Origin of the sequence: Meiothermus luteus (genome assembly GCF_003574085.1) — a bacterium.
GTDB classification, from domain to species: Bacteria; Deinococcota; Deinococci; order Deinococcales; family Thermaceae; genus Meiothermus; species Meiothermus luteus.
Genome location: NZ_QWKZ01000068.1, coordinates 1 through 14,491 on the forward strand (window position 1 = coordinate 1; position 14,491 = coordinate 14,491).

A 14,491-nucleotide genomic window follows, 5' to 3' on the forward strand; every position below is an offset into this window, starting at 1 on the left:
GGGGAGGTCTTTGTGGGCGAGGCGGGGGAGGGCGTGTACGCGGCGGCGGGGCACGGCCGAAACGGCGTGCTCCTCGCTCCTTGGACGGCGAAGCGGCTCCTAAAGCTTATGGGGGTGGAAGGATGACGCAGCTGGAAGCGGCGAGGAAGGGGATCATCACCGAGGAGATGGCCTACGTGGCGGAGCGGGAGGGGGTTTCCCCCGAGTTCGTGCGGGAAGGGGTGGCTTCGGGGCGGATCGTCATCCCCCGCAACAAGAACCACGCCACCTTGGTGGACTTCAAGGGTATTGGCGAGGGGCTTTCCGTGAAGGTCAACGCCAACCTGGGCACCTCTTACGATTACGTGGACGTGGAGGAGGAGGTGGAGAAGGCCAAGGTGGCCATCCGCTACGGGGCGGACACCATCATGGACCTCTCCACCGGGGGGGACCTCAAGGAGATCCGGCGGCGGATCCTCGAGGTGGCCACCGTCCCCCTGGGCACCGTGCCCGTCTACGAGGCGGAGTTCCGCGCCGCCAAGCGCAAGAACTTCTTTGACATGTCCGCGGACGAGCTCTTTGAGGTCATTGAGGAGCACGGGAAGCAGGGGGTGGACTACATCACCGTGCACGTGGGGGTGACCTTGAAGAACCTGGAGGTCTACCGAAATAGCCCCCGCACCACGGGCATCGTGAGCCGGGGAGGAGGGCTCATGGCCGCCTGGATGCTCCACCGGGGGGAGGAGAACCCCCTCTACGCCCGCTTTGACGACCTCCTGGACATCGCCCGCACCTACGACATGACCCTCTCCCTGGGGGACGGCCTGCGTCCCGGCTCCCTGGCGGACAGCACCGACCGGGCGCAGATCGCCGAGCTCCTCACCATCGGGGAGCTGGTGGAGCGGGCGCGGCGCGCCGGGGTCCAGGCCATGGTGGAAGGCCCCGGGCACATCCCCTTGAACGAGGTGGCCACCAACGTCCAGATCCAGAAGAAGCTCACGGGGTATGCGCCCTTCTACATCCTGGGGATGCTCCCCGTGGACACCGCCGCCGGCTTTGACCACATCGCCGGGGCCATTGGGGGAGCCTTGGCGGGCTGGTGGGGTGCGGACATGCTTTGCTACCTGACCCCGGCGGAGCACCTGGGCCTGCCCACGGCGGAGCAGGTGAAGGAGGGCGTGATCGCCTTCAAGATCGCCGCCCACGCCGCGGACGTGGCCCGGGGGAACCCCAGGGCCCTGGAGCGGAACCGGAGGATGTCCGAGGCCCGCTACCGCCTGGACTGGGAGACCCAGTTCGCCCTCTGCCTCTTCCCCGAGGAGGCCCGGCGGCTCAAGGAGGAGCGGGGAAGCCGCACCAAGGCCTGCAGCATGTGCGGGCCCTTCTGCCCCATGAACCTGGTGGAGGCGGTGCTGAGGGGCAAGGGGAGGCTGGAGCTCCCGGTGGCATGAGGGTGGCCCTCACCATCGCCGGCTCGGACTCCGGGGGTGGGGCGGGGGTGCAGGCGGACCTCAAGACCTTTTTCCGCTTCGGGGTCTATGGGGCGAGCGCCCTCACCCTGGTCACGGCCCAGAACACCCTGGGAGTAGAGCGGGTTTACCTCCTTTCCCCGGAGCTCGTCTACGCCCAGATCCAAAGCGTGGCCGAGGACCTTCCCGTCCACGCCGCCAAGACCGGGGCTTTGGGGAGCGGGGAGATCGTGGCGGCGGTGGCGGAGGCGGTGGCCCGCTTCGGCCTGAGGCCCTTGGTGGTGGACCCCGTGATGGTGGCCAAGGGCGGGGATTCCCTTCTCGCCGAGGAGGCCGTGGCGGCGCTAAAGGAGCGGCTTTTTCCCTTGGCGGACCTCATCACCCCAAACCGCCTCGAGGCCGAGGCCCTCTTGGGGAGGCCCATCCGCACCCTGGAGGAGGCGAAGGAGGCCGCCCAGGCCCTTTTGGCCCTGGGTCCCAAGGCGGTGCTCCTCAAAGGGGGGCACCTGGAGGGGGAGGAGGCGGTGGACCTCCTGGCGACCCGGGAGGGGGTGCAGGCCTACGCCGCGCCCCGGGTGGCCACCCGGAACACCCACGGCACGGGCTGTACCCTCTCGGCGGCCATCGCCGCCCTATTGGCCCTGGGGAAGCCCTTGGCCGAGGCGGTGGCGGAGGCCAAGGCCTACCTTACCCGCGCCCTAAAGACGGCGCCCCCCTTGGGCCATGGCCACGGACCCCTGAACCACTGGGCCTGACCCCACCTCACCCACCGACCAGGGTGCCTAACCATCAACAACAGACCGCTCAACCTTTGCGCTGCTTGGGCCCTGGGCTTCTCCCCTACCCATCAGCAAAGGCAGCAACTGAGCTGCCGTGGCGATGGCGATGGCCTCCGGGGCCTTGCTCTGGGTGAGAGGTAGGCCAATGGGGCAGGTGACCCGGGCCAGGTCAGCCTGGGATAGGCCCTGCTGCAAGAGCTTGTGCTGGAAGTTGCGCCACTTGACCACCGAGCCAATCAGGCCGATAAAGCCCAGGTCGCCCCGGCGCAGGGCAGCCTCGAGCACGAACAAATCCTCGGCGTGGTCGTGGGTCATGATGACCAGGTGCGCCCCTGCCGGCAGGTCTTGAACAACGCTGTCCAGGATGGGGGCCTGGAAGACCCGTAGCCTTGCCGCACCCTGCAGGGGCTTTAGGCGCTCCTCGCCCAGCATGGCGGCCCTCGAGTCCACCAGCCACAGCTCGATGGGCAGGATCGAGAGCACTTTGGCCAGGGCCCAGCCCACATGCCCCACCCCAAAGAGGGCCACCGTGGGGCGAACGGGATGGACGGCCTCGAGCAAAACCTGCACCTCCCCCCCGCAGCACTGCACCCCGTGCTCGGCGGGGGCGTTCTCGGTGAGGCGCAGGGTGTGCACCTGCGGGGCCCGCCTCCCCTCCTCCAGCATCTTCCGGGCCAGCCCGATGGCGGTGGCCTCGAGGTTCCCCCCGCCGATGGTGCCGTAAACCGCTTCGACCGTCACCAGCATCTTGGCTCCGGCCTCGCGCGGGGCGTGCCCCCGCACCGAGAGCAGGGTCACCACCACCAGGGGCACCCTCTGCTCGGTCAGGTAGGAAAGGTGCTCAAACCACAACATCCTCACCACCAGACCTGAATCGGAAACTGGGCAAACGCCGGGTCATTGGTCAGCAGGGGCAGCCCTTCGAGGTCAGCCTGGGCCGCCAGCAGGCGGTCAAAGGGATCTCGGTGGGCCACCTCCCAAAGACCAGCCTTTAGCGCGTGGGCCCGGCTTACCTCGAGTTCTTCCGCCTGCAAACCGTCCACAGCCTTTCCGTAAGCCTGTACCACGGATTTGGCATGGGCCAGCCGGCCTAGGCGGTACCTGGTGGCAATCTCCAGGGCGCTTACGCTGCTGAGCACAATCTGGGTTTCGGGGTTTTGCAAGAGCTTTAGGGCCTTGCGTGAGAGCTTCTCGGGCTCGAGCACCGCCCACAAAAAGGTATGGGTATCCAGCAAAACCCTCATTCCCAGGCCCTCAGCTCTGCTTCCGGTAGGGGCTCAAAAAAAGCCTCATCCACCCTACCCCGCATGAACCCCAACCGGCGTTTCTTGGGTTTCTCTAAAGGCACCAGCCGGGCGTAGGGCTGGCCGTTTTTGGCCAGGATGATCTCCTCACCTGCGCGCACCCGCTCGAGCAGGCTCGAGAGATGGGTCTTGGCTTCGTGAACGTTGATGACCTTGGCCATTTGCTTAGTTTAGTTCAGTAAACTAAGTACATCAATCCCCCGTAACCAAGGCCCTCTGCCGCACCTTCTCTATCGCCCAGTAGACCGCCTCGGGCGTGGCCGGCGAGGCCAGCTCCACGATGCCCTCCCCAAAGGCCGCCACCGCGTCCTTCAGGGCCTCGCGCACCGAGATGGCCAGCATCAGGGGAGGCTCCCCCACCGCTTTGGAGCCGTACACCACCCCTGGCTCGGTGGCCCGGGGCAGAAGCCGCACGTTGAAGACCTCGGGCAGCTCGGAGAAGCTGGGCAGCTTGTAGGTACTGGCCGAGCGGGTGACCACCTGGCCCTTCTCGTCCCAGCGCAGGTCTTCCAGGGTGAGCCAGCCCAGGCCCTGGATAAAGCCCCCTTCCACCTGGCCCAGATCCACCAACGGCGAGAGTGAGTCGCCCACGTCGTGCAGGATGTCCACCCGGCGCAGGGCGTACTGCCCCGTAAAGCCATCCACCTCCACCTCGCTCACCGCAGCCCCAAAAGCGAAGTAGTGGAAAGGCTTACCCCACATGCGGGTTTTGTCCCAGTGAAGCCCCGGCGTGCGGTAGAAGCCGTCGGCAAAGAGCTGCACCCGCTGGGCATAGGCGGTCTTTACAACCTCGGTAAAGCTCAGCCGCTCCTGGGGCTTCCAGAGGCTATACACCTGGCCCTCCTCAAAGACCACATCGGCCGGGTTGACCCCAAAGCGCTGCGCGGCCACCCCGGCCAGGCGGGCCCGAATCTTCTCGCAGGCTGCCTTGACCGCAGCCCCGTTTAGGTCGGCTCCGGTGGAGGCGGCGGTGGCCGAGGTGTTGGGTACCTTGTCGGTGCGGGTAGGCATGACCCGGATGGCCTCGAGGGGCACCCCCAGGGCCTCGGCGGCAATCTGCTGAATCTTGGTGTGCAGCCCCTGACCCATCTCGGTGCCGCCGTGGTTGACCTGCACCGAGCCGTCCTGGTAGACCAGGACCAGCGCCCCGGCCTGGTTGTAGGTGGTGAAGTTGAAGGAGATGCCGAACTTCACCGGGGTGATGGCCAGGCCGCGCTTGCGGTGGGGGCTTTGGGTATTGAAGCGCCTAATCTCCTCACGCCGCCGCTCAAACTCGGCGCTCTGCTTGAGCTCTTCCCAAATGAGCTGGATGCGCTCCACGTCCTTTACTTCCTGGCCGTAGGGAGTGATGTTCCTGCCTCCTTCTTGCCGGTAGAAGTTGCGCTCCCGCACCACCTCGGGGGGCAGGCCCAGGCTGCGGGCCACCCGGTCCAGAATGTCCTCAATGAAGACCATCCCCTGCGGCCCCCCAAAGCCCCGGAAGGCGGTCTGGGAGGTCTTGTGGGTCTTGCAGACCCGCCCCACCGCCTGCAGGTTGGGGATGTAGTAGGCGTTGTCTATGTGGCAAAGCGCCCGGGCCAGCACCGGCTCGCTCAGGTCCTGCGACCAGCCACCGTCGGAATAGAGTTCCATCCAAAGGGCCTGCAACCGGCCATCTTCGGAAAAACCCACTTTCCAGCGGGCATAAAAGGGGTGGCGCTTGCCGGTGAGGGTGATGTCCTGAAGCCGGTTGAGCCGCACCCGCACCGGGCGTCCGGTGAGGTAGGCCCCCAGGGCCGCCACCGCCGCGTAGGGGTTGGCCTGGACCTCCTTGCCCCCAAAGCCCCCGCCCATCCGGATGCACTGCACCGTAACCCGGTTGCGCGGCAGGCCCAGCACCTGGGCCACAATCTCCTGGGTCTCGGAGGGGTGCTGGGTGGAGGCGTGCACGAAGACCTGGCCCGATTCGTCAAGGAGGGCTATGGAGGCCTGGGTCTCGAGGTAGAAGTGCTCCTGCCCGCCGAGCTCGAGCGCCCCCTCCATCACCCGCGCAGAGGCCCTGAAGCCGGCCTCCACATCCCCCCGGCGAACCTCCAAGGTGGCCCCCTGGAAACTCCCCTGCCGGATGGCTTCCTGAATGCTCAGAATGGCCGGCAGGGGCTCGTAGGCCACCTCAACCCGCTCGGCCCCCAGCCGGGCCGCCTCCTCGCTCTCGGCCAGCACCCAGGCCACCGCCTGGCCAAAGTACATGACCTCTTCGGGAAACAGCGGCTCGTCGCCCTTGAGGCCCGAGTCGTTGAGGCCCGGCACATCCCTCGCGGTGAGCACCCGCACCACCCCCGGCACGGCCAGCGCCGGGGCCGGCTCCAGCCGCAGGATGCGGGCGTGGGCATGGGGGGCCTGCACCGGCCAGGCGTGGAGGGCGTTTGGGTAGCGGGGCAGCAGGTCGTCGGTGTAGAGGGCCCGCCCGGTCACGTGCAGGGGGGCCGACTCGTGGGGGATGGCCTTTCCGACCGCTTTCATACCCATACCTCCTGGTTTTCCAGGTAAAACTTCAAAAGCAGGTTCCCCAGCATGGCCCTGCGGTAGGCCGCGCTGCCCCGGTGGTCGCTGATGGGCTGGAACTCGCTCCGCAAGACCTCCGCGGCAGCCCGCACGGTGCGCTCCTCCCAGGGCTTGCCCAAGAGGAAGGCCTCGGTCTGATAGGCCCGCGCCGGGGTGGGGGCCACCCCACCCAGCCCGATGCGAAGCCGCTTCACCCGGCCCTCTTCCAGCTCCAGCGCGAAGGCCGCAGCCACCGTGGAAATATCGTCTAGGGGGCGCTTGGCCACCTTGTAGAAGCGGGCTATGGAGGCCAGGGGCAGGGGTATCCGCACCGCCCGGATAAGCTCGCCGGGCATCAGAGCGGTCTTGCGGTAGCCGGTGAAGAAGCCCTCCAGCGGGAGCGTGCGCTCTCCTGACGGGCCGGCCAGCACCACCTCGGCCCCCAGGGCCAGCAGCACCGGGGGCCCATCGCCAATGGGCGAGGCCGTTCCCAGGTTGCCCCCCAGGGTGGCCCGGTTGCGGATTAAGCGGGAGGCAAAAAGGGGAAACCAGGCCGAGAGGAGGGGGATGCGGCCCTGCAGGGCGCGCTCGAGCTCCGAGAGGGTCAGACCGGCCCCAAGCTCCACATAGGCCGCATCCCAGCGCAGGGTCTTCAGCTCGGGGAGGGCGCTTATGTCAAGAAGGGCTTCGGCCCGGGCAAAGCGCTGGTTGGCCTCCACCGCTAGGTCGGTGCCCCCGGCCAGCAGCCGGGCCTGGGGGTACTCGGCTTGCATCTGGAAAAGCTCGGCTAAGGAGGTGGGGCGCAAATAGGTGCGCCCGGCGGTGTAGCGCACTGGGCCGGGCTCGGGCGCAGGTTGCTCCAGCCGCCGGGCCAGGGGGTCGTCCGGCGGGAGTTCCCCTAGGGAAAGGGCGGCGTCGCGGATGGGGCGGTAACCGGTGCAGCGGCAGAGGTTGCCCGAGAGGGCCTCGAGGTCAAAGCCCTGCCGCCCCTTGCGATAGTACTCCGCGGCCATGCTCACAACGAACCCCGGCGTACAGTAGCCGCACTGCGAGCCCCCCTGGAGCATGGCCTCCTGCACCGGGTGCAGCCTATCCCCTTGGGCCAGCCCCTCCACCGTCCAGACCTCCTGGCCGGCCAGGCTGGGCAGAAGCAGCAAGCATCCGTTCACGGCCTCCAAGCGCGAGCCCTGCCCGTCGGGCCGCAAGAGCAGCACCGCGCAGGCCCCACACTCCCCCTCGGCGCAGCCCTCCTTGCTCCCGGTAAGCCCCCTACCCCGCAGCCAAGAGAGCAGGGTGGTGTGGGGCTCTATCCCCTCAACCCGAACCGTCTTGCCGTTGAGCCTAAATTCAATGGTATCCATAACGTTGCGCCCCACGCCCAATCCACCGCATTCGTCAAGCATTTGGTTTATTCGGTATATCAGGATACCACCCAATCCTCAGCCCTGGGGTGGGCTCGGCCAGGCCTCTAGGTTTCGGCTGGGGTTGGCTGCCTCCATCGCCCCCCTCCCCGAGGGCGAGGTGATGCGCTGGATGAATATGTCTACCAGCTTGGGGTCTAGTTTTTTCCCCTTGAGCCGCTGAAGCTCCTCAATAATCTCGGCAGGCTTCCAGGCCCGCTTGTAAGGGCGGGGGCTGTAGAGGGCATCAAAGGTGTCCACCACCGCAAAAATGCGAGCCAGGATGGGGATGTCCTGGCCCTTAAGCCCGTCGGGGTAGCCCGTGCCGTCCCAGTTCTCGTGGTGGTGGCGGACCACCTCGAGGGTCTCTTGGGGCAGGAAGGGCACCCGGGAGAGCATCTCCCAGCCTTTGATGACGTGGCTCTTCATCACCTCCCACTCCTCATCGGTGAGCTTACCGGGCTTACGGAGGATATGGTCGGAGATGGAAAGCTTGCCAATATCGTGAAGATAAGCTCCCCAGCGGAGAAATTTGCGCATGCTGGCGTCCAATCCCACGTCCTGCGCAAGCTGGTCTGCCCAGGCCGCCACCCGCTTGGTGTGCCCTTGGGTCTCGTGGTCGCGAAACTCCAAGGCCAGCCCCAAGGCCCTTAGGGTTCCATCGTAGGCGTCCTCGAGCTGCTTCAGGGCCTCCATCTGCCCAAGCTGGGCCCCCATGACCCGGGCCAGGGAGTTGACGATGGCCTTCTCCCTGGCCTCAAAGGGTCTGTGCCCCTCTCGAGCCAGTATGACCACCCCCAACGGGCGCTTCTGCCGCGCCGAAACCGGCACCGCCGCAGTGGACCAGCCCACGCTCTCGGGTATGCCCTCCAGGTAGTTGCCCACGGTGAAGCTGTCGGTCAAGGAGGCCAGGCTGCTGAGCTTCTGCTGGGGAAGGTGCCGCCCCCGATAGCGCTCCAGCCCTCCCCGCGCGCTCACCACCACCGGTCTCCCCTCCCGGAAGCGGACAAAGGCCAGGTGTGGGGCAATCTTCAGGTTGTGCAGGGCGGTCATGGCGCTCTCGGTCAGCTCCAGGGGGTCGGCGGCGTTGCTGATGGCCAGGCTACCTTCCTCGAGCAGGTGCATGTAGCGGAGCGACTCCTCGAGTTCCCACTTCCTCCGCCAGTCCCGCTCCCGCAGCACCGCCACAAACCCCAGGGCCAGGCCCCCCGGCAGGGTGGTAACGAGCAAGCTGTCCCAATTGACCCCCCCCCAGGGGTAGAGGTGCTGCAGCAGGTTGTTCCCGAGCAACAGGGGCACCACCCAAACCAGGCCCCTGAGGCCAGCCTGCCAGGCCAGGGGGATGAGGAAGAGGAAGGCGAAAGCCTGGTAGTCATCGGGCAGCGTGAAAAACGAAAAACCGCCCCAGACCAAAAAGGCCAGCAGGTTCAAGACCCTGCCGTAGAAGGTTTGCTTTAGACCGGTCATAACGCTGCCCCCAATCTAGCACCGGTGGGGGCAGGGGCTGGGTCATTTGCCAAAGGTAAAAGCCGGGGGCTCCCGGCTTTTTGGTGGGCTGTGCAGGACTCGAACCTGCAACCTACTGATTAAGAGTCAGCAGCTCTACCGATTGAGCTAACAGCCCAAGCAGATGTTAAATCTAAGCGCCCCGCCGAGGCTTGTCAAGCAGAAGCGGGCCCGCCCAGGGCTTTTAGACCGGCAACCTGGCGATTATGATTTTGTGCAATGGGCAAACCCCTCCTGCAGCTACGCGACATCACCAAGCGCTTCCCGGGGGTAGTGGCCAACGACAGGGTGAGCCTCGAGCTCTACCCCGGCGAGGTGCTCGCGCTCCTGGGGGAGAACGGAGCTGGAAAGTCCACCCTTGTCTCCATCCTCTATGGCCTCTACCGGCCCGACGAGGGGGAGATTCTCATAGAGGGCAGCCCTGTGCGGATAGCCTCCCCAGTAGACGCCCTCCGCCACGGCATTGGCCTGGTGCCCCAGCACCCGGTGCTGGTGGGCCGGCACACCGTGGCCGAGAACCTGGCCCTAGGCTCCGGCGCGGCCCTCTTTCCCAGCCGGCGCATTCTGCCCCTTATTGAGCGAATTGCCGGAGGGTACGGCCTGCAGGTGGACCCCAGGGCCTACGTGCACCAGCTCTCCCCCGGCGAGAAGCAGCGGGTGGAAATCGTGCGGGCCTTGCTGCGGGGGGCCAAGGTGCTTATCCTGGACGAACCCACCAGCGTACTCACCCCTCAAGAAGCCCAGGCCCTCTTCAGGGTGATGCGCGAGCTAAAGGCGGCGGGAAAATCGCTCATCTTTATCTCCCACAAGCTGGACGAGGTGCTCTCCATCGCTGACCGCTGCGTGGTGCTGCGGCGGGGGCGGGTGGTCGGCGACCTACCCATAGAGAGGGCCAGCAAGACCAGCCTAGCCGAGCTGATGGTAGGGCGGCAGGTAAGCTTTGAGCGCCGGCGGCAGACCCCTGCACCAGGCCCAGTGGTCCTGCGGGTGGAGGGGCTGGAAGCCCGATCCGAGCGAGGGCTCCCCACCCTGCGGGGGGTGGGTTTTGAGCTGCGCGCGGGGGAGGTGCTGGGCATAGCCGGTATTGCTGGGAACGGCCAAAGCGAGCTGGTGGAGGTGCTGGCCGGCCTGCGACGTCCGCAAGGGGGGCGGGTGCTGCTGGAGGGCAAATCCCTACCCTCCGACCCGGCCCGGCTCTTCACCCTGGGGGTAGCCCACATCCCGGAGGACCGCATCCGCATGGGCAGCGTCCCCAACATGAGCGTAGCCGAGAACCTAGCCCTGCGCAGTTTTGAGCAACCCCCCATAGCCCACGGCTTTCTTCTAAACCCCAAGGCCTTGGCTACCCAGGCCCAGGAGCAGGTGAGGGCCTACGCCATCGCCACCCCCAGCGTGCACACCCCAGCCCGGCTGCTTTCCGGGGGCAACCTGCAGAAGGTGATCCTGGCTCGAGAGCTCGCCACCCAAGCCCGGCTCATCCTGGCGGTGCACCCCACCTATGGCCTGGACATTGGCGCCACTGAGCAGGTCCACGAGGCCTTGCTGCACCAGACACGCCTAGGGGCTGCGGTGGTACTGGTCTCCGAGGACCTAGAAGAGCTACTTTCCCTCTCCGACCGGATTGGGGTGATGCACCGGGGGGAGCTGCTCGGCCCTTATGCGGCAACGGAGGTCTCCCGCGAGCAGATTGGCCTATTGATGACCGGAGGTGCGGCGTGAGGCTCGAGCCCCTTCCCAACCCCTCGCCCCTGCGCTCGGTCGGGGTTACCCTGCTGGCCCTGGGGCTGGCCTTCGCCCTGGTGGGGGGGGTGTTCTGGGCCTATGGCCTGGGCCCGCTCGAGGCCTACCGGACCATGCTGGAGGGCACCCTGCTGGACCCCCGGGGCTGGCAGGAGGTCCTAAGGCGGACCATTCCCCTCCTGCTCATCGGCGTAGGCCTCAGCCTGGCCTTCCGCACCCAGTTCTACAACATCGGCGCCGAGGGGCAGCTCTTGCTGGGGGCGGTACTGGCCGCCGGGGTGGCCCTCTTCCTCCCCCTGCCTCCAGCCCTGAGCCTGCCTGCCATGGCCCTGGCCGCGGCCCTGGGCGGGGCCTTGTGGTGCGGGCTGGCCGCCTGGCTTAAAAACCGCCTTAGCGTCAACGAAATCCTCACCACCCTGATGCTCAACTACGTGGCCCAGTCGCTGGTCATCTACCTCATCAACGGACCCTGGCGGGGCAAGGACGTGCGGGGCTACATTTACTCCGACCGCTTCGCCGAGCACCAGCAGCTCCCGGTACTCCTGGGCACCAACGTACACTGGCCCACCCTGGCGCTCGGGGTCGTGCTGGCCCTTCTGCTGCAACTCTTGCTCTTCCGTTCCACCCTGGGCTTCCGGCTGCGGGTGGTGGGGGAAAACCCAGGAGCGGCCCGCTACCTGGGAATCCCCCAAAGCCGCGCCTTCCTGGTGGTGGCCCTCATCACCGGAGGGACAGCCGGGCTGGCGGGGTTCGGCGAGATTGCAGGCATCCACCACCGCCTCATTGAGCCCACCCAGCTCTCCTCCGGCTATGGCTTCACCGCCATCATCGTGGCCTGGCTGGCTCGAGGCCACCCGGCCCTGGTGCTCCTGACCGCCCCCCTGATGGGCCTGATTCTGGCCGGGGGGGATGTGCTCAAGGTGGCCCTTAACATGCCCTTTCGCATTGTGGACGTCTTTAGCGGGGTGATGCTCTTCGCCCTGATTGGGTCGGAGCTCTTCCTGCACTACCGCTTGCGCCTTAGGTGAGTTATGGAAGAAGTCCTAAACGCGCTAGCTCGAGCCCTCTCCTTCGGCACCCCTCTGCTCATCGCCTGCCTGGGGGCTCTGCTCAACGAGCGGGCCGGGGTGGTGAACCTGGGGGTGGAGGGCATGATGGCCCTGGGCGCCCTGGCCGGCTTTGCGGTGGCCTACGGGGAAGGAGGGAATGGCAACCTCTGGCTGGCGGTGCCAGCAGCCATGCTGGCCGGAGGCCTGGCCGCACTGCTGCACGGATTTGTCACCATCACCCTGCAGGCCAACCAGTTCGTCTCCGGCCTGGCCTTGAGCATGGTGGGGCTGGGGGTGGCTGGGCTTCTGGGCAAACGCTACGAGGGGCTGCCCCTCTTCGACCACCCCCCCGAGGGGCCCTTTATCCTAGGGGCCATCGGACTGGCGCTGCTGCTGGCCTTCCTCTTTAGCGCCACCCGGCTGGGCCTGGCCTTGCGCTCGGTGGGCGAGAACCCAGCGGCGGCCGACCTTTTGGGCCTCAACGTACTGGCCCTGCGCTACGGAGCGGTGGTGGCAGGGGGTGCCCTGGCCGGGCTGGCTGGGGCCTATCTCTCGCTGGTCTACCGCCCCTCCTGGACCGACGGGATGACCGCGGGGCTGGGCTGGATCGCCGTGGCCTTGGTTATTTTTGTCGGCTGGAACCCCCTCAGGGCCATCTTCGGTGCGGTCTTCTTTGGGCTTCTATACTACCTGCAGTTCCGGCTCCAAGGCCAAAGCGGCATCCCCAGCGAGGTGTTTGCCAGCCTCCCCTACCTGCTGGTTATACTGGTGCTGGCTCTATCAGGGCTGCGTGGACAGCAGGGCAACGCCCCCGAAGCCTTGGGCAAGCCCTATCGGCGAGGTGAACGTTAGGCCCAGAAGCTGAAAACCAGCCCAGGAGGTGCAGCATGAAGACTCGGCTCTTGGCTCTCGTTGCAGCGATCGGCCTCGGGTTCGGCTTAGCCCAGCAGGCCAACCTCAAGGCCTGCTTCATCTACGTAGGCCCCATTGGCGATGTGGGCTGGACCTACGCCCACGACGAAGCCCGCCGGGCCGCCGAGAAGGCCATCCCAGGCCTTACCACCCAGTACGTAGAGTCGGTCAAACCTGCCGACACCCTGGCCACCGTAGACCGGCTGGTGGCAGGGGGGTGCAACGTAATCTTCACCACCTCCTTTGACTTCATGGACCAGACCCTCGAGGCGGCCAAGAAATACCCCAACGTCATCTTCGCCCACGCCTCCGGCTTCAAGCGGGCCCCCAACATGCTCACCTACATGGCCGACTTCTACCAAATCTACTACCTCAACGGCCTGATGGCCGGGGCCCTGACCAAAAGCGGCAAGGTGGGCTACGTGGCGGCCTTCCCTATTCCCGAGCTCAAGCGCCACATCTCGGCCTTTGCCCTAGGGGTGCGGGCGGTCAACCCCCGGGCCACCGTCAACGTCAAGTGGATTAACGCCTGGTACGACCCGGTAAAAGCCCGTGAAGCCACCGAGGCCCTGATAGCCGAGGGGAACGACATCGTCGCTTTTACCGAGGACACCGCCACGGTCATCCAAACCGCAGCTCGCCGCAGGGTGCCCAGCTTTAGCCACTACAACTCCATGTACAAGTACGCCCCCGACTACGTGGTCTCGGGGCAGCTCGTGGACTGGAGTGTAATCTACATTGACATCCTAAAGAAGGTGCAAAACGGCACCTACACCCCCAAAAACCTGGAGAACGTGGACTACTGGTGGCTGGCCCGGGAACGTGCGGTCATGCTTGGGGCCCAGGTCGGGATGCCCATCAACCCCAAGTTTGAACCCGCCCTGAAGCAGGCCACTATGGTGGTCAACGGCAAGCGGGTGAGCGTCTACGACCGGGTAATGGAGCTCTACAAAGACATCCAAAGCCCAAACCCCAAGTGGGACCCCTTCACCGGCCCCATCCGCGACCGCAACGGGGTCCTGCGGGTGCCCGCGGGGCGCAAGATGACCGTCAAGGAGCTCAACGAAATGCAATGGGTGGCCCCGGGGGTGGTGGGCCCGGTACCGGACGAACCTAAGTAGGCCATCCGATGGCCGCGGGGCAGCTCTGCCCCGCGGCCCGGTTTTGTATATTGGCCCTGTGCACCTGATCGTCGGTCCCCCCGCCTCGGGGAAAACCAAAAGGCTCCTGGAGGTAGCCCACAGCTACCTGCGCCAGCGCAAAAGGGTCTGGTGGGTTGCCCTTCCCACGCAAAAGGCCTACATCTACCGCCGGGCCACCGAGGGAGGGGCGGTGTTGGGGCTGGAAGTCCTCACTTCCCAGCAGCTTTACTACCGGCTGCTGGCTGCAAACCTTGGCTTAAAGCCTATCCTGACCGGACCTGGGCGGGTGGCCCTGGTGGGGGAAGCCCTCCACTCGGGGGAAGGCCCGCCCCCAGGCCCGGGCGAGGCCCGGCTCTTTACCCGGGCCATCGCCGAGGCCAAGCGCAACGGGGTAGGGCCAGAGGGCATCCCCCTAATAGGACCCGAGACCGCCCGGCTGAGGAAGGTCTACCAGCGCTACGAGGAGCTTAAGGCCTCTTGGGGCCGCTGGGACTACGACGACTTCCGCAGCGGGGCCTTGCAGCTGCTGGAGGAAGGAAAACCGCAAATTGAGACCGATTTAGTGGTGGTGGATGGTTTCCGCGAGCTGGGGGTGCTCGAGCTTCGCCTGCTAAAAGCCCTGTCCCGGCACGTGGAGGTCTGGGTGGGTCTGCCGGAAAGCCCCCCGGGCTTCTCCCCCGAGGAAACC

Annotated in this window: 12 protein-coding genes, 1 tRNA gene and 2 pseudogenes; 8 read left to right on the top strand and 7 right to left on the bottom strand. The window is 66.3% G+C overall.

The window, feature by feature from the left end; translation table 11 throughout:
• From Mlute_RS16140 to thiD, 3 genes and pseudogenes are all read left to right on the top strand, one after another.
• Positions 1-126: pseudogene (locus tag Mlute_RS16140) on the top strand (oxidoreductase); the annotation flags it as partial.
• Positions 123-1,430, top strand: a complete 1,308-nt coding sequence (gene thiC / locus Mlute_RS10310) for a phosphomethylpyrimidine synthase ThiC (RefSeq protein ID WP_119360572.1) — start codon at positions 123-125, stop codon at positions 1,428-1,430. The pseudogene Mlute_RS16140 and the gene thiC, both read left to right, overlap by 4 nt.
• Entirely contained in the window at positions 1,427-2,203 is a 777-nt protein-coding gene (thiD, locus tag Mlute_RS10315; RefSeq protein WP_119360573.1) for a bifunctional hydroxymethylpyrimidine kinase/phosphomethylpyrimidine kinase, read from the top strand. Before thiC ends, thiD begins: the two co-directional genes overlap by 4 nt.
• Positions 2,204-2,230: 27 nt before the next feature.
• Here the strand turns inward: thiD and xdhC are convergent, their stop codons facing one another.
• The 7 genes from xdhC to Mlute_RS10350 all read right to left on the bottom strand — a co-directional run bounded on the left by xdhC (position 2,231) and on the right by Mlute_RS10350 (position 9,078).
• Positions 2,231-3,082, bottom strand: coding sequence for a xanthine dehydrogenase accessory protein XdhC (xdhC, locus tag Mlute_RS10320; protein WP_119360574.1), 852 nt, complete (start codon positions 3,080-3,082; stop codon positions 2,231-2,233).
• A gap of 2 nt (positions 3,083-3,084) precedes the next feature.
• Entirely contained in the window at positions 3,085-3,471 is a 387-nt protein-coding gene (locus Mlute_RS10325; RefSeq protein ID WP_182482536.1) for a type II toxin-antitoxin system VapC family toxin, read from the bottom strand.
• Positions 3,468-3,692: a type II toxin-antitoxin system Phd/YefM family antitoxin gene (locus Mlute_RS10330; RefSeq protein WP_119360576.1), complete on the bottom strand. Its 225-nt coding sequence runs from the start codon at positions 3,690-3,692 to the stop codon at positions 3,468-3,470. Before Mlute_RS10330 ends, Mlute_RS10325 begins: the two co-directional genes overlap by 4 nt.
• 31 nt (positions 3,693-3,723) lie before the next feature.
• Positions 3,724-6,033 (bottom strand): xanthine dehydrogenase molybdopterin binding subunit, encoded by a 2,310-nt coding sequence (xdhB, locus tag Mlute_RS10335; protein WP_119360577.1) that lies wholly within the window; start codon positions 6,031-6,033, stop codon positions 3,724-3,726.
• Positions 6,030-7,415, bottom strand: a complete 1,386-nt coding sequence (locus Mlute_RS10340; RefSeq protein WP_119360583.1) for a xanthine dehydrogenase small subunit — start codon at positions 7,413-7,415, stop codon at positions 6,030-6,032. Before Mlute_RS10340 ends, xdhB begins: the two co-directional genes overlap by 4 nt.
• Positions 7,416-7,493: 78 nt before the next feature.
• Entirely contained in the window at positions 7,494-8,921 is a 1,428-nt protein-coding gene (locus Mlute_RS10345; RefSeq protein WP_119360578.1) for an HD-GYP domain-containing protein, read from the bottom strand.
• 81 nt (positions 8,922-9,002) lie between these two features.
• A tRNA-Lys gene (locus Mlute_RS10350) sits at positions 9,003-9,078 on the bottom strand.
• Positions 9,079-9,179: 101 nt separating this feature from the next.
• Here Mlute_RS10350 and Mlute_RS10355 point away from each other — a divergent pair.
• The 5 genes and pseudogenes from Mlute_RS10355 to Mlute_RS10375 all read left to right on the top strand — a co-directional run.
• Positions 9,180-10,679 carry an ABC transporter ATP-binding protein gene (locus tag Mlute_RS10355; protein WP_119360579.1) on the top strand — a complete coding sequence of 500 codons (1,500 nt, stop codon included), beginning with the start codon at positions 9,180-9,182 and terminating at the stop codon, positions 10,677-10,679.
• Positions 10,676-11,728 carry an ABC transporter permease gene (locus Mlute_RS10360; RefSeq protein WP_119360580.1) on the top strand — a complete coding sequence of 351 codons (1,053 nt, stop codon included), beginning with the start codon at positions 10,676-10,678 and terminating at the stop codon, positions 11,726-11,728. The genes Mlute_RS10355 and Mlute_RS10360 overlap by 4 nt, the downstream gene beginning before the upstream one ends.
• 3 nt (positions 11,729-11,731) lie before the next feature.
• Complete coding sequence (locus Mlute_RS10365; protein WP_119360581.1) at positions 11,732-12,601, top strand: ABC transporter permease; 870 nt, start codon at positions 11,732-11,734, stop codon at positions 12,599-12,601.
• A gap of 35 nt (positions 12,602-12,636) precedes the next feature.
• Entirely contained in the window at positions 12,637-13,782 is a 1,146-nt protein-coding gene (locus tag Mlute_RS10370) for a BMP family ABC transporter substrate-binding protein (RefSeq protein ID WP_119360582.1), read from the top strand.
• A gap of 58 nt (positions 13,783-13,840) precedes the next feature.
• A pseudogene (locus tag Mlute_RS10375) lies at positions 13,841-14,491 on the top strand (ATP-dependent nuclease subunit B); the annotation flags it as partial.

Coding starts and splice junctions, on each gene's coding strand:
- Mlute_RS10355 (WP_119360579.1), top strand. CDS start 9,180: ATGGGCAAACCCCTCCTGCAGCTACGCGACATCACCAAGCGCTTCCCG.
- Mlute_RS10340 (WP_119360583.1), bottom strand. CDS start 7,415: ATGGATACCATTGAATTTAGGCTCAACGGCAAGACGGTTCGGGTTGAG.
- Mlute_RS10345 (WP_119360578.1), bottom strand. CDS start 8,921: ATGACCGGTCTAAAGCAAACCTTCTACGGCAGGGTCTTGAACCTGCTG.
- Mlute_RS10365 (WP_119360581.1), top strand. CDS start 11,732: ATGGAAGAAGTCCTAAACGCGCTAGCTCGAGCCCTCTCCTTCGGCACC.
- Mlute_RS10325 (WP_182482536.1), bottom strand. CDS start 3,471: ATGAGGGTTTTGCTGGATACCCATACCTTTTTGTGGGCGGTGCTCGAG.
- thiD (WP_119360573.1), top strand. CDS start 1,427: ATGAGGGTGGCCCTCACCATCGCCGGCTCGGACTCCGGGGGTGGGGCG.
- thiC (WP_119360572.1), top strand. CDS start 123: ATGACGCAGCTGGAAGCGGCGAGGAAGGGGATCATCACCGAGGAGATG.
- xdhB (WP_119360577.1), bottom strand. CDS start 6,033: ATGAAAGCGGTCGGAAAGGCCATCCCCCACGAGTCGGCCCCCCTGCAC.
- xdhC (WP_119360574.1), bottom strand. CDS start 3,082: ATGTTGTGGTTTGAGCACCTTTCCTACCTGACCGAGCAGAGGGTGCCC.
- Mlute_RS10330 (WP_119360576.1), bottom strand. CDS start 3,692: ATGGCCAAGGTCATCAACGTTCACGAAGCCAAGACCCATCTCTCGAGC.
- Mlute_RS10370 (WP_119360582.1), top strand. CDS start 12,637: ATGAAGACTCGGCTCTTGGCTCTCGTTGCAGCGATCGGCCTCGGGTTC.